Source organism: Pseudomonas sp. B21-021 (assembly GCF_024749205.1).
In the GTDB taxonomy this organism is placed as follows: Bacteria; Pseudomonadota; Gammaproteobacteria; order Pseudomonadales; family Pseudomonadaceae; genus Aquipseudomonas; species Aquipseudomonas paraglycinae.
Map to the genome: position 1 here is coordinate 3,339,155 of NZ_CP087192.1, position 12,902 is coordinate 3,352,056.

Annotated in this window: 11 protein-coding genes; 1 reads left to right on the forward strand and 10 read right to left on the reverse strand. The window is 62.1% G+C overall.

Going from position 1 to position 12,902, the window contains the following annotated elements; all coding sequences use genetic code 11:
• Nucleotides 1-9: 9 nt before the first annotated feature.
• Complete coding sequence (gabT, locus tag LOY31_RS14835; RefSeq protein WP_258711738.1) at nucleotides 10-1,302, reverse strand: 4-aminobutyrate--2-oxoglutarate transaminase; 1,293 nt, start codon at nucleotides 1,300-1,302, stop codon at nucleotides 10-12.
• 286 nt (nucleotides 1,303-1,588) lie between these two features.
• Here gabT and LOY31_RS14840 point away from each other — a divergent pair, with 286 nt between their 5' ends.
• Entirely contained in the window at nucleotides 1,589-2,515 is a 927-nt protein-coding gene (locus LOY31_RS14840) for a glyoxylate/hydroxypyruvate reductase A (protein WP_258711739.1), read from the forward strand.
• A 54-nt stretch (nucleotides 2,516-2,569) separates the two neighbouring features.
• Here the strand turns inward: LOY31_RS14840 and LOY31_RS14845 are convergent, their stop codons facing one another.
• The 9 genes from LOY31_RS14845 to LOY31_RS14885 form a co-directional block, all read right to left on the reverse strand.
• The gene (locus LOY31_RS14845) at nucleotides 2,570-3,649 is read right to left on the reverse strand and encodes a tartrate dehydrogenase (protein WP_258711740.1); all 1,080 of its coding nucleotides are present in this window, start codon (nucleotides 3,647-3,649) and stop codon (nucleotides 2,570-2,572) included.
• A 27-nt stretch (nucleotides 3,650-3,676) separates the two neighbouring features.
• On the reverse strand, nucleotides 3,677-5,134 hold the full coding sequence (locus LOY31_RS14850) for an NAD-dependent succinate-semialdehyde dehydrogenase (RefSeq protein WP_258711741.1): 1,458 nt from the start codon (nucleotides 5,132-5,134) through the stop codon (nucleotides 3,677-3,679).
• A gap of 123 nt (nucleotides 5,135-5,257) precedes the next feature.
• Nucleotides 5,258-6,415, reverse strand: a complete 1,158-nt coding sequence (gene argE, locus LOY31_RS14855; protein ID WP_221533245.1) for an acetylornithine deacetylase — start codon at nucleotides 6,413-6,415, stop codon at nucleotides 5,258-5,260.
• Nucleotides 6,412-7,566 carry an FAD-binding oxidoreductase gene (locus tag LOY31_RS14860; RefSeq protein WP_127798195.1) on the reverse strand — a complete coding sequence of 385 codons (1,155 nt, stop codon included), beginning with the start codon at nucleotides 7,564-7,566 and terminating at the stop codon, nucleotides 6,412-6,414. The genes argE and LOY31_RS14860 overlap by 4 nt, the downstream gene beginning before the upstream one ends.
• Nucleotides 7,563-8,939, reverse strand: a complete 1,377-nt coding sequence (locus tag LOY31_RS14865) for an NAD(P)/FAD-dependent oxidoreductase (RefSeq protein WP_258711742.1) — start codon at nucleotides 8,937-8,939, stop codon at nucleotides 7,563-7,565. The genes LOY31_RS14860 and LOY31_RS14865 overlap by 4 nt, the downstream gene beginning before the upstream one ends.
• On the reverse strand, nucleotides 8,921-9,229 hold the full coding sequence (locus LOY31_RS14870; protein WP_085603604.1) for a (2Fe-2S)-binding protein: 309 nt from the start codon (nucleotides 9,227-9,229) through the stop codon (nucleotides 8,921-8,923). The genes LOY31_RS14865 and LOY31_RS14870 overlap by 19 nt, the downstream gene beginning before the upstream one ends.
• Nucleotides 9,226-11,067, reverse strand: a complete 1,842-nt coding sequence (locus LOY31_RS14875) for an ABC transporter ATP-binding protein (RefSeq protein WP_258711743.1) — start codon at nucleotides 11,065-11,067, stop codon at nucleotides 9,226-9,228. Before LOY31_RS14875 ends, LOY31_RS14870 begins: the two co-directional genes overlap by 4 nt.
• A gap of 1 nt (nucleotide 11,068) precedes the next feature.
• A complete protein-coding gene (locus tag LOY31_RS14880; protein WP_085603597.1) occupies nucleotides 11,069-11,944 on the reverse strand; it encodes an ABC transporter permease in 876 nt (291 codons plus the stop codon).
• On the reverse strand, nucleotides 11,941-12,897 hold the full coding sequence (locus LOY31_RS14885) for an ABC transporter permease (protein ID WP_085603594.1): 957 nt from the start codon (nucleotides 12,895-12,897) through the stop codon (nucleotides 11,941-11,943). Before LOY31_RS14885 ends, LOY31_RS14880 begins: the two co-directional genes overlap by 4 nt.
• Between the last annotated feature and the right edge of the window lie 5 nt (nucleotides 12,898-12,902).

Sequence of the window (12,902 nt, forward strand, 5' to 3'; positions counted from 1 at the left end):
CGGCGGACATCAGTTCAATACCCGTGCCAATGCAGCCTGCAGAATCTGCAACGCTTCATCGATCTGCGCTTCGGTCGTCACCAATGGCGCGAGGAAACGCAGGACGTTGCGATAGACGCCGCACTTGATCACCAGCAAGCCACCTTTGCGCGCTTCATCGATCACACGCTGGTTCAGATCCGCATCCGGGGAGCGCGCTTCATCATTCTTGACCAGCTCGATGGCCAGCATGAAACCGGTGCCGCGTACGTCACCGATCTGCGGGTGACGGCGCTGCAACTGCAGCAGACCTTCACGCAGGCGCTTGCCCAATGCATCGCCACGTTCGAGCAGTTTCTCTTCTTCGTAAGCGTCGATCACCGCCAGGGCCGCGGCGCAGGACAGTGCATTGCCGCCGTAGGTGCCGCCGAGGCCTCCGGGCAACGGCGAATCCATGATTTCAGCTCTGCCGACCACGCCCGACAACGGCAGCCCCCCGGCCAGACTCTTGGCGACGGTGACCAGGTCAGGCTGGATGCCGGCGTGCTGGAAACCGAACCACTTGCCGGTGCGGCCGAATCCGGTCTGGATTTCATCGAGGATCAGCACGATGCCGTGCTTGTGGGTCAACTCGCGCAATGCCTGAAGGAACTGTGCCGGCGCCGCAAGGAAGCCACCGTCGCCCTGCACCGGTTCAATGATGATCGCCGCAACCCGCTCCGGCGCAACCTGAGTGGCGAGCAACTCGTCCAGCGCCTTGAGCGCCATTTCGCTGGTAACGCCGCGATAGGCATTTGGATATGGCGTGTGAAATACCTCCGGCGCGAATGGCCCGAAGTTCTGTTTGTAGGGCTGGCTCATGCCGGTCAGCGTGGTGCCGAGCAAGGTGCGTCCATGGAAACCGCCGCGGAAGGAGATCACCGCAGAGCGGTTAGTGTGAGCGCGGGCGATTTTCACCGCGTTCTCCACGGCTTCGGCGCCGGAGGTGAACAACGCTGCTTTGTAATGTTCCTCGCCACCTATCATTTCGCACAAACGCTGGGCCAGATCCAGATACGGCTTGTAGGCCACCACCTGAAAGCAGGCGTGTGAGACTTTTTGCAATTGGGCCTGCACCGCTGCAACCACTTTGGGATGGTTATGGCCGATGTTCAGCACGCCGATGCCGCCGACGAAATCCAGGTAACGCTGGCCGTCCACGTCCCACAATTCAGCCCCTTGGGCGCGATCAATCACCAGTGGATGAGCGGTGACCAGTCCGCGTGGCACGAACTGATCACGCTGACGGAGTAAATGAGGCGTTTGGTCGACTTGGCTGTTCATGGCATTTCCCTTCGTGAATCCGGCAGCCCGGAGTGAATGCAGGAGGTGGTTACAGAGGATCTTAAGATTAAGACTTGTGCGGAACGAACAACGCCGAACTTGCCCCCTGAGAAATCCGGATCGACTGTTTTCACCCTGCCAAACGGCAGATTCCTTCAGGCCGCCGAATCTGCCGGCCGCGTGCGTATATGAGGTGACGCGCAGTGTTCGCAGCGCTGCTTTCGACAGATCCTGCTCTGGCGTTGGGCGATCATGGGAGCACCTTCAACCTCCTCAGGAATTGACCATGGCCCTGCTCTACAAAGCTGACCCCGTGCGCGGCGAACGGTGGAAAGCACTGTTCGCCGAACATGCCCCGGACATCGAATGGCGCGCCTGGCCGGACATCGGCGATCCCACAGACATCAAGTACCTGGCGGCGTGGCAGGCGCCGGAAGATCTGCAGACGGTGCTGCCGAATCTGCAGGTGTTGTTTGCATTGTCGGCCGGCGTCGATCAACTGGATCTGAGCCGCATCCCGCCGAATCTTCCAGTGGTGCGCCTGCTCGATCCCGGGATCACTCAAGGCATGTGCGAGTACGCCAGTTTTGCCGTGCTCGCTTTGCACCGGGATATGTTGCGCTATCGCCAGCAGCAGATGGCGCGGTGCTGGCAGGCGCACCTGTTGCAGCCGGCGCATCAGCGTCGGGTGGGGGTGATGGGCCTCGGAACTCAGGCGCAGCAGATTCTCGCCACCTTGCAGCCCTTGGGCTTTGCCCTTAAGGGCTGGGCGCGCAGTGCGCATCGGATTGTCGGCGTCGAGTGCTTTGCCGGTCGCGAGCAACTGCCGGCGTTTCTGAGCCAGTGCGACATTGTGATGTGCGTATTACCGCTGACCGAGCAGACCCGTGGCATTCTCAATCGTGAGTTTTTTCGCCAATTACCGCGTGGCGCGGCACTGATCAACATGGGGCGCGGTGGGCATCTGGTGGAAGAAGACTTGCTCGAAGCGCTGGACAGCGGGCAACTCAGCGGCGCGGTGCTGGATGTGGTGCAGAACGAACCGGCGCCGGCGGATCATCCTTTCTGGGGCCACCCGCAGATTCTGCTGACGCCGCATATCGCGGCAATGACCCAGCCGGATAGTGCATTTGCTGTCCTGCTGGAAAATATCCGCAGCTTCGAACGCGGCGAGTCCATGAGCGGTCAGATCGACCGCGACAAAGGTTACTGATTCAGACCCTCTGCACGAGCGAGCAGGCTCACTCATGCAGAGGATGACGATGCTTCAGAGGAACTCGGCGATGGTCCTGCCGACATCCTGGGTCGAGCCCTTCCCGCCCAGGTCCGGGGTGATCGGTCCCTCGGCGATCACCCGCTCGATTGCCTGCAGGATCCCGTCGTGTGCTGCGCGATAACGCTCGTCACCGTTGCCCAGGAAATCGAGCATCAGCGCTCCGGACCAGATCATCGCAATCGGGTTGGCGATGTTCTGCCCATAGATGTCCGGCGCCGAACCATGCACCGGCTCGAACAGCGAGGGAAAACGTCGCTGCGGATCAAGGTTGGCCGACGGCGCAATGCCGATGGTTCCGGCACACGCCGGCCCCAGGTCGGAGAGGATATCGCCGAACAGGTTGGACGCAACCACCACATCGAACCGATCCGGTTGCAGAACGAACCGCGCGCACAAGATATCGATGTGCTGCTTGTCCCACGTCACCTGTGGGTACTGCGCAGCCATCAGCGCGGTGCGCTCGTCCCAATAAGGCATGCTGATCGAAATGCCGTTGGACTTGGTCGCTGCGGTCAACCGCTTGCGTGGCCGGGTCTGGGCCAGGTCGAAGGCAAACTTGAGAATCCGGTCGACACCCCGGCGGGTGAACACCGATTCCTGCAGCACGAACTCATGCTCGGTGCCTTCGAACATCTTGCCGCCGACCGATGAATATTCACCTTCGGTGTTCTCGCGAATCACCACGAAATCGATGTCCCCTGGTTCGCGCCCGGCCAACGGGCATGGCACCCCAGGGAACAAGCGCACCGGGCGGATATTCACGTACTGGTCGAAGTCGCGACGGAATTTCAGCAGCGACCCCCACAGGGAAATATGGTCCGGCACTTTCTCCGGCCAGCCCACGGCGCCGAAGTAAATCGCGTCGAAGCCCTTGAGCTGTTCGAACCAGTCCTCGGGCATCATCTGCCCGTGTTCCAGGTAGTAATCGCAATGCGCCCAGTCGAGCACTTCAATGCTCAAGTCCAGCTGCCATTTTTTCGCGGCCTGCTCCAGAACCCGCAGCCCCTCGGGCAGCACTTCCTTGCCAATCCCGTCGCCGGCAATCGCGGCGATCTTGAAGACCTTGCTCATCAGTTATGGCTCCCCGTTGTTGTGAAGTTACAAGCCGCCGATGTGGAAGGCTTTGACTTCAAGGTATTCGTCAAGACCGTATTTGCTGCCTTCACGGCCCAGCCCCGATTGCTTGATGCCGCCGAACGGCGCGACTTCCATGGAGATGATTCCGGTGTTGAGGCCGACCATGCCGAATTCCAGCGCTTCGCCGAAACGCCATGAGCGACGCAAGTCTTGAGTGAAGTAATAAGCGCCTAGGCCAAACGGTGTGGCATTGGCCAGCGCCAAGGCTTCGGCTTCGTCGGTGAACCGCATCAGTGGCGCGACCGGTCCGAAGGTTTCTTCGTTGGCCAGGAGCATGCCGGCGTGGGCATCGCCAAGCACCGTCGGTTGCACAAATTGACTGTCGCCCTGCGGAACGCCGCCGCAAAGCAGCTGCGCACCCTGGCTCAAGGCATCATCGATGTGGCGGGCCACCTTGCTCACGGCCGCCTTGTTGATCAGCGGGCCGATGGTCACGTTGTCCTGCAGGCCATTGCCGACCTTGAGCTTGCCGACTTCCTCGACCAGACGCTGGGCAAAACGCGGGTAAATGCCGTTCTGTACCAGAATCCGATTGGCGCAGACGCAGGTCTGCCCGGCGTTGCGAAACTTGCTCAGCATGATCCCGGTAATCGCCTGCTCAAGATCAGCGTCGTCAAACACAATGAACGGTGCGTTGCCGCCGAGTTCCAGGCTCAACCGCTTGATGTGTTCGGCACTCTGGCGCATCAGCAAACGGCCCACCGCCGTGGAACCGGTGAAGGATATCTTGCGCACCGTCGGGTTGCCGGTCAGCTCTTCGCAAATCCCGGCGGGCATACCGGTCAGCACATTGAACACCCCGGCCGGGATGCCGACGCGCTCAGCCAACACCGCCAATGCGAGCGCTGACAGCGGCGTCAGATCCGACGGTTTGACGATGATCGGGCACCCCGCCGCCAGGGCCGGTGCACACTTGCGGGTAATCATTGCGTTGGGGAAGTTCCAAGGCGTGATCGCCGCGCAGACACCCACCGGTTGCTTGAGGGTCAACAGTCGGCGGTCGCCGCTGGGCGCCGGCATGGTTTCGCCGTAAATCCGCCGCGCCTCTTCGGCAAACCATTTGACGAAACCCGCGCCGTAGCGGATTTCACCTTTGGCTTCGTTCAGCGGCTTGCCTTGTTCGCAGGTCATGATCAGCGCCAGATCGTCGAGGTTGTCGATCATCGCCTGATACCAACGCTCCAGCAGCGCCGCACGTTCGGCGGCCGGTCGTGCTCGCCAGGCAGGCCAGGCCCGTTCGGCGGCATCGATGGCGCGTCGGGTTTCCACGCCTTGCATGGCGGGCACGCGGCCGATCAATTCGCCGCTGGCCGGGTCGACGACATCCAGGGTCGCGCGGTCATCTGCGCCGATCCACTGGCCGTTCACATAAGCGAGTTCTGCGAGAAGACCGGGGTCTTTCAAACGATTCTTGAGCATGGTCGAGTCCTGATCCGAGACAGATTCCAGTCTAGGGAGACTCGACGGATGAGGATGCTGAAAGCGCGTAGCGGACAGTGTCGGCTGCTGAAATTGGCGGTGGAACAGCAGAACTGCTGTTTTCTATCGTTTCAGCGAACCGAGCAAACCCTCCAGAAAGCGCTCCCCCGCCTCCATCTGACTGATCTCGATAAACTCGTCGGGCTTGTGCGCCTGCTCGATCGAACCTGGCCCGCAGACAACCACCGGCACATCCAGACGCTGCTTGAACAACCCGCCTTCCGTACCGAACGAAACCTTGGACGTCGCGGTATCCGGCGCCGCGAAATTTTTCAGGAACCGTACCGCTTCGACGCTCGGGTGGGTGTCCAGTCCGGGGTAGACGTTGACCGTTTCAATCTCGATGGCCGCCACGCTCGAGAGCTTCTGCGCCTCGCGCACGATCACCTCGGCACGCTCCTGCATCTGCGCGAGGATCTGTTCCAGATCATCGGCCGGCAAATTGCGCACTTCAAAATCCACCGTGCACAGATTCGGCACGATATTCAGCGCCCGGCCACCGCCGATCTGGCCCACGTGCACGGTGGTGTAAGGCACGTCGTAATCGGCATCCCGGGCGCCCTGCTCCTGCAGTTGACGCTGGGATTCACGCAACGCTGCAATGAAATCGCAGGCCACGTGGATTGCGTTGACCGAGCGCGGCGCCAGCGAAGAATGCGCCTCCAGCCCCCGACAATAGGTACGGTACGAGCCCTTGCCCTTGTGCCCCAGCACAAACTGCATGTTGGTCGGTTCGCCGATCAGGCACAGAAACGGCCGCACCGGCGCCAGGTGCAGCACATCGAGCAAACGCCGCACGCCAACGCAGCCGATTTCCTCGTCGTGTGACAGCGCCAGCTGCAGCGGACGGCTGAGGGAATGTTCAGCAGCCTCAAGCATCGCGTCGATGGCCAGCGCGATAAAGCCTTTCATGTCGCAACTGCCGCGCCCGTAAATCCGCCCGTTCTGCTCCGTCACCTGAAACGGTGGAACCGTCCACGCCTGCCCCGCTGCTGGCACCACGTCGGTGTGCCCGGACAGCAGAATGCCCGGTTGGTCTTTCGGACCGGTACTGGCAAACAGATTGGCCTTCTTGCCGCTTTCGTCCTTGACGATCAGCGACTCGATGCCCTTGCTCAGCAGCAACTCGCGAACGTACTCGATCAACGCCATGTTCGATTCCGACGACACGGTATCGAACGCAATCAATCGTTTGAGAATCTCCAGTACACGGGGTTTCATGAGGCTTTGCTCCGTTGTTCGGCCAAGGGGGCGAACCGGCGTATGGAAAAGGGTTCGATCAACGTGGAAGTGCTGCCGGTGCTGATCAGCTCAGCCATGACGTCACCGACGCCCGGCCCCAACTGGAAGCCATGACCACAGAAGCCGAACGCGTAATACAGGCCATCGACCGTACCGCTTGGCCCCATGATCGGCAGCGAGTCCGGCAGATAGCTTTCGATGCCGCTCCAGACCCGGATGATGTTCAGATTGCCGACACCCGGCAGCAGTCGGCGCATTTGCCGGATCTGGTTGAGGATGCTGCGCGGCTCGACATAAGCGCGGCGATTGAGCATGTCCGGTTTGCTGCGATAGCCGCCGCCAATGATGATGTTGCCGCGCGGAATCTGCCGGAAATAAATGACTTCCTCAGGGATTTTGGTGAACACCCCAATCACCGTCGGCAAGGCGTATGGCACCGGTTCCGTCACCGCCATCTGCGGGCCATGGGTGTCCAGCGGAACCGGTTCGCCGAACTGCGCGGACAGTTTCTCGCCCCAGGCGCCGGCGGTGATCAGCAGTTGTGCGGCGCGATATTGCCGGCCATCGGTGGTGGTGACGCTGAACTCGCCTGCGGTTTTCTGCACCTGGGCCACTTCGGTCTGTTCTTCGATACGCGCACCGATTCGCCGCGCCGCCCGGGCAAATGCCGGCGCCGCCAGACGCGGGTTGGCGTGACCGTCATGCGGCGCGTAGGAGCCCCCCTTCACGTCCGGCCCCAGAAACGGAAAGCGCCGATGCAGTTCAGCGCCGCGATAGACCTGCAGATCCAGTTGCGCCGCTTCCGGTGCAGCGGCATACGCTTCGAGCTCGGCAATTTCGTCTTCGCGGTAACACACGCGCATGTGGCCGCTGGCGATGAACTCCAGATCGTCGTCAATCAGCTCCGGCAAGCGCTTCCACAGCGCAAACGAACGGTTGGCCAATTCCAGTTGCCCCAGATAACGGCCCTGACGCCGTACGTTACCGAAATTGACGCCGCTGGCGTATTGGCCAATCTGGTCGCGCTCGAGCAGGGTCACGGAGTGCCCACGCTGGCGCAGAAAAAACGCTGACGCCGCACCCATGATGCCGCCGCCGATAATCAATACATCACTTTTCTGCGGGTTCATGACGGCTCCTCGATGATGACCATCGGCAACGGTTTGACGGGGGCCTGACCGCGTTGGCGGCCGACCTGCTGAACACTGACGCCGGCCGCGGCGGCAATCACTTCGGCGCCGGCCTGCGAGCAGTAGCGTCCCTGGCAACGGCCCATGCCGACCCGACTGAAGGCTTTGGCCCGATTGACTTCACACGCGCCCTTTTCACTGACCGTACGGCGCAGTTCGCCCGCGCTGATCATCTCGCAGCGACAGACGATCGCCGAATCCGGCAAGGCCCCGGCCTGTTCGGCGGGCCAGGGAAATGCCTGCGCCAGACCGAGGCGGAACTGATCCATCACCGCCAGTGCACGCCGTTGCTCTGCGCGCAAACCGGCATCCACCGGTTGTTGCTGATCCTCCAGCAGCGCCATCGCCACCAGACGTCCGGCATGTTCAGCCGCATCGGCACCGCGAATCTTTGCGCCGTCGCCGGCGGCATACACACCGCTGACCGAAGTGCGGCCCTCCTCATCAAGCGCCAGCCACCATTGGCCGGACGCTTCATCAAAACGCATGCGACACCCGGCCAGATCGGCCAGCTGGGTTTCCGGACGCAAGTGATACCCCAGGGCCACGGCATCGCAATCGATGTCCAGGGTCTCGCCCTTGGCTGAGCGCACGCGCACGCCACTGACGCCGTGGGTGGCATCTCCCGATATCTGCTCCGGCTTGATCCCCAGGTGTACGGGAATTTTCGCCTGATACAACTGCGCCAACAGCTTCATCCCGGTGAGCAACACCCCGGGCCGCGCGAGCATCTTCGGCAGCGCAACGATGCGCTTGCTCATCGGCGATGTATCAAGCACCGCGGCGACGTTGGCGCCGGCCTTCACGTACTGGCTGGCCACCAGATACAGCAGTGGACCACTGCCCATGAACACCACGCGATGGCCGATGGAAACCGCCTGCGACTTGAGCGCGATCTGCGCCCCGCCGAGGCTGTAGGTGCCCGCCAGCTGCCAGCCTTCAACGGGCATCAAACGGTCCGTGGCGCCGGTGCACAGGATCAGCGCGTCGAAGTCCACCGTCGTATGGTGACCCTGACTGACGCAGCTCAACTGCCTGGGCACCAGATTCCACACCAACGTGTCGGGACGGTAATCGATGTGTGGGCGCAAGCGCTCGAAACTCTCGTGCAGGTCGCGCGCCTTGGCCGCTTCAGTGCCGTACAGCGCGCGGTAGTCGCGGGTGAAACCTTCGGGTTGGCGACGATAGATCTGGCCGCCGTCGCGGCGATTTTCATCGATCAGGACCGGTTTGAAGCCGGCCTTCACCAACGTCTCGGCGCAGCGAATCCCCGCAGGGCCAGCGCCGACGATAACTACCCGTGCAGTGGCCATGTCGCCTCCGGTTGTGTGGTGACGAGATCCAGCCCTTCACGGACTTCACTGGAGCACGCACGCAGACGTTCGCCGCTGCGCGTCCACACCCAGCAATCCTGGCAGGCACCCATCAGGCAGAACCCGGCACGTCGACCGGAATCGAATTCCGACTGGCGCAACGCATTGCCCTGAGTGAGCAATGCGACCATCAGTGTGTCGCCCTGCAACGCCTTGATGGGCACGCCATCCACGGTCAACCCGACGGTCACCCGGCCCTGCTCGGCCAGTCTCACAAAACGAGCACTCATGCATAGGCTCCCTGATTCAAGGTGGTCACGTCCCGCTGGGTTTTCAGCAGTTCGACGCTGTCGTGGTGGCAGAGAATTTCACTGCCACCGTCGATGATTCGGCGCTCGGGTGCAGTACGGTTGCACAGGCCATCGACGCGCACCGGGCAGCGATTGAGGAAGGTGCACAGCTCGGCGACATTGGCTTTGGGCCCGATGGGCGGCAGTTCACCGCAAGTCGTCCCGCAGGTTTCCAGCCAGCCCTGGCGCAGCTCCGGCACCGAGTGAATCAACAGATCGGTGTAAGGATGGTACGGTGCCTGCGCAAATGACTGGCGGCTGCCGGCCTGAACCTTGTGGCCGCTGTACATCACCACCACGTCATCGCACAGCGCGCGTACGGTGGAGATGTCATGACTGATGAACAGGTAGGACACGCCGAGCTGCTGACGCAAATCGCGGAGCAATTCAAGAATCGCTGCACCGACCACGGTGTCCAGCGCCGAGGTCACTTCATCGCAGAGGATCAGATCGGGTTTGGCCGCCAGGGCCCGCGCCAGGTTCACCCGCTGCTTTTGCCCGCCGGACAACTCGTTCGGACGACGTTCGGCCAGGGCTCGCGGCAGGCGCACCAGATCCAGCAATTCGCCGATGCGCTCGCGCAACGCCGCGCCTTTGAGGTTGAAATACATCTTCAGCGGCCGACTCAGAATCGTGCTGATGGTATGCATCGGATTGAGCGCCGTGTCGGCGTTCTGGAACACCATCTGGATCCGCCGGAATTGCTCGTCGGTGCGTTCGGACAGACAACCGCCCAGCGGTTGCCCGTCGAAGGTCAGCCCGCCCAATGCTGGCGTGAGCAAGCCGGCCACCACGCGGGCCAGTGTTGACTTGCCCGAACCCGACTCGCCGATCACGCCAATCGCCTGGCCCCGGCGCACGGTCAGATCAATGTCTTCCAGTACACGAATGGCCGGCATGCCCTGGGTGTTCTTGTTGCCGTAACCGGCGGTCAGGCCGCGAATGGTCAGCAGCGGAGTTTCTTCGGCAATACCGCAAGGTGGGCGGATGGTCGTGTCCGGCCGCGCGGCCGCCAGCAGACTGCGCGTGTATTCATGACTCGGGCCTTTGAGCAGCGCCGCCGTGGCGCTTTGTTCGAAGATCTGGCCGCCATTGAGCACGACGATCTGATCGGCCATTTGCGCCACCACGGCCAGGTCGTGGGACACATACACCGCTGTCGCGCCACGGTCACGCACCACGCGCTTGAATGCACGCAACACGTCGATCTGGGTCGTCACATCGAGCGCCGTGGTCGGCTCGTCGAGGATGACCAGCAACGGATCACTGATCAGCGCCATTGCCGCCATCACCCGCTGCAATTGCCCCCCGGACACCTGGTGCGGGTAACGCTGACCGATGTGATCCGGGTCTGGCAGGGCCAGATCGCGGAACAGCTCAATGGCCTTGGCCTCAAGGGTGGCGCGGGTGCCGAGGCCGTGAATCAAGGCGCCCTCCACCACTTGGTCGATCAGCTTCTTTGCCGGGTTGAAAGCCGCCGCAGCGCTCTGCGCGATATACGACACCCGATTACCGCGCAGGCCCTGCAATTGCTGCTCGCTGAGCGCGAGCATGTCGTGCTCGCCGACCTGCACCACGCCGCCGGACAACCGACAGCCCCGTCGGGCATACCCCAACAGAGCGAGGGCGATGGTGGTCTTGCCCGAGCCCGATTCGCCGATCAACGCCAGTACTTCACCTTCTTCCAAGGCAAAGCTCACGCCTTTGACGATCTCCGTTTCTCCATGCTCGCCGCAAGCGACCACGCGCAGGTCTTCAACTCGAATCAATTGGGTCATTTCAATGGCCTCCCGTGCGGCGACTACGTCGCGACGACAATCTGTCGATAAACAGATTCACGCCGATGGTCAGGGTGCCGATGGCCAGCGCCGGGATGACGATGGCCGGGGCGCCCTGATTGAGGCCGCCGATGTTTTCCCGCACCAGCGAACCGAGGTCGGCATCCGGCGGTTGCACGCCCAGCCCGAGAAAACTCATGCCGCTGAGCAGCAACACGATGAAACCAAACCGCAAGCCCAGGTCAGTGAGCACCGGGTTGAGCATGTTCGGCAGGATCTCCACGCAGGCGATGTACAAACGCCGCTCGCCACGGGTTCGGGCGACCTGCACATACTCCAGCGCTTCGATGTTCACCGCCATGCTGCGGGCGATACGGAACGCGCCCGGGGCGAAGCTCAACACCGCCGTGCTGATCAGCAGGGTCACTGAAGAGCCGAACGCCGAAACCATGATCAACGCGAGCATCTTGCTCGGGATCGAGATAAAGGCGTCCATCAAGCGGCTGATCACTTCGTCCAGCCACTTCGGCGACACCACCGACAGCAGCGCACAACCGGTGCCCAGCGCACTGGCCAGCACCGCCGCAATCAACGCCAGGCCCACGGTGAAGCGCGCGCCGACGAGCACCCGGCTGAGCATGTCGCGGCCCAGATAATCAGTGCCGAACGGGTACACCGCGCTGATGTTGTCGAACACGTTGCCCGAGACCACTTCGCCGACCGGATGCGGCGCCAGCCACGGGCCGAATAACGCAACCAGCAACCAGATAACGCAGATGGCCGCGCCGATGAGTCCCAGCCATACGGGCCCGTGAGACACCTTGCCGGCTGACAGATCGGGGGCTGCGGGCGTCGATTTCACAATGAGATTGTTCATTGGTTTCTCAGCCTCGGATTGGACAGAATCGCGCACAGGTCGGCAATCAGCACCAGACCCAGATAAGCCGTACAGAACAACATGGTGCAGGCCTGCACCAGTGCCATGTCACGGTTGGTCACGGCATCGACCATCAGGCTGGCGATGCCGGGATAGTTGAAGATGGTTTCGACAATCACCACCCCGCCGAGCAGATACGACAGGCTCAGCGCAATCGCATTGGCGATCGGCCCGATGGCATTGGGCAACGCGTGACGCAGCACGATGCGCATCGGACTGACGCCTTTGAGCCGGGCCATTTCCACGTAGGGGCTGTCGAGCTGGTCGATCACTGCCGCGCGTGTCATCCGCGCCATTTGCGCAACGATCACGCAGCACAGCGTCATCACCGGCAAGGCGTAAGTGCGCATGAATTGCCAAGGTGAAGTGATGTCACTGGCATAGGACAGCGCCGACAACCAGCCCAGGTTTACCGCAAAGATCAGCACCGCGAGGGTCGCCACCAGAAACTCTGGCACCGCGACCATGGCCAGGGTGGTGAAACTCAAGACACTGTCGATCCGCCCGCCCCGGCCCATCGCCGAGCCGATGCCCAGAACCAGCGCCACCGGCACCGACACCAGCGCCGTGGCGGCCGCCAGCATCAAGGTGTTGGGCACGCGCCCGGCCATCAGCTCGACAACCGGCATCGCGTTCGATACCGACACGCCCATATCGCCACTGAGCAGGCTCATCAACCAGTGCAGGTAACGCACCACACCGGGTTGATCGAGCCCCAGTTTCAGGCGCAGCGCTGCCACCTGTTCCGGGGTGGCAAACTGGCCAAGGGATTGTTGTGCCGCGTCTCCAGGCAGTACCGCCGTGATCGCAAACACGACCATCGATACGATCAACAAAGTCACGATCGCGGCGCCCAGCCGCCGTCCGATCAACCACAGTGTGTTGCTATTCATCGCCT

Excerpts from the sequence above, each read along its gene's own strand:
- LOY31_RS14875 (WP_258711743.1), bottom strand. The coding sequence starts at position 11,067 with ATGACCCAATTGATTCGAGTTGAAGACCTGCGCGTGGTCGCTTGCGGC.
- LOY31_RS14845 (WP_258711740.1), bottom strand. The coding sequence starts at position 3,649 with ATGAGCAAGGTCTTCAAGATCGCCGCGATTGCCGGCGACGGGATTGGC.
- gabT (WP_258711738.1), bottom strand. The coding sequence starts at position 1,302 with ATGAACAGCCAAGTCGACCAAACGCCTCATTTACTCCGTCAGCGTGAT.
- LOY31_RS14840 (WP_258711739.1), top strand. The coding sequence starts at position 1,589 with ATGGCCCTGCTCTACAAAGCTGACCCCGTGCGCGGCGAACGGTGGAAA.
- LOY31_RS14865 (WP_258711742.1), bottom strand. The coding sequence starts at position 8,939 with ATGGCCACTGCACGGGTAGTTATCGTCGGCGCTGGCCCTGCGGGGATT.
- LOY31_RS14860 (WP_127798195.1), bottom strand. The coding sequence starts at position 7,566 with ATGAACCCGCAGAAAAGTGATGTATTGATTATCGGCGGCGGCATCATG.
- LOY31_RS14870 (WP_085603604.1), bottom strand. The coding sequence starts at position 9,229 with ATGAGTGCTCGTTTTGTGAGACTGGCCGAGCAGGGCCGGGTGACCGTC.
- LOY31_RS14885 (WP_085603594.1), bottom strand. The coding sequence starts at position 12,897 with ATGAATAGCAACACACTGTGGTTGATCGGACGGCGGCTGGGCGCCGCG.
- LOY31_RS14850 (WP_258711741.1), bottom strand. The coding sequence starts at position 5,134 with ATGCTCAAGAATCGTTTGAAAGACCCCGGTCTTCTCGCAGAACTCGCT.
- argE (WP_221533245.1), bottom strand. The coding sequence starts at position 6,415 with ATGAAACCCCGTGTACTGGAGATTCTCAAACGATTGATTGCGTTCGAT.
- LOY31_RS14880 (WP_085603597.1), bottom strand. The coding sequence starts at position 11,944 with ATGAACAATCTCATTGTGAAATCGACGCCCGCAGCCCCCGATCTGTCA.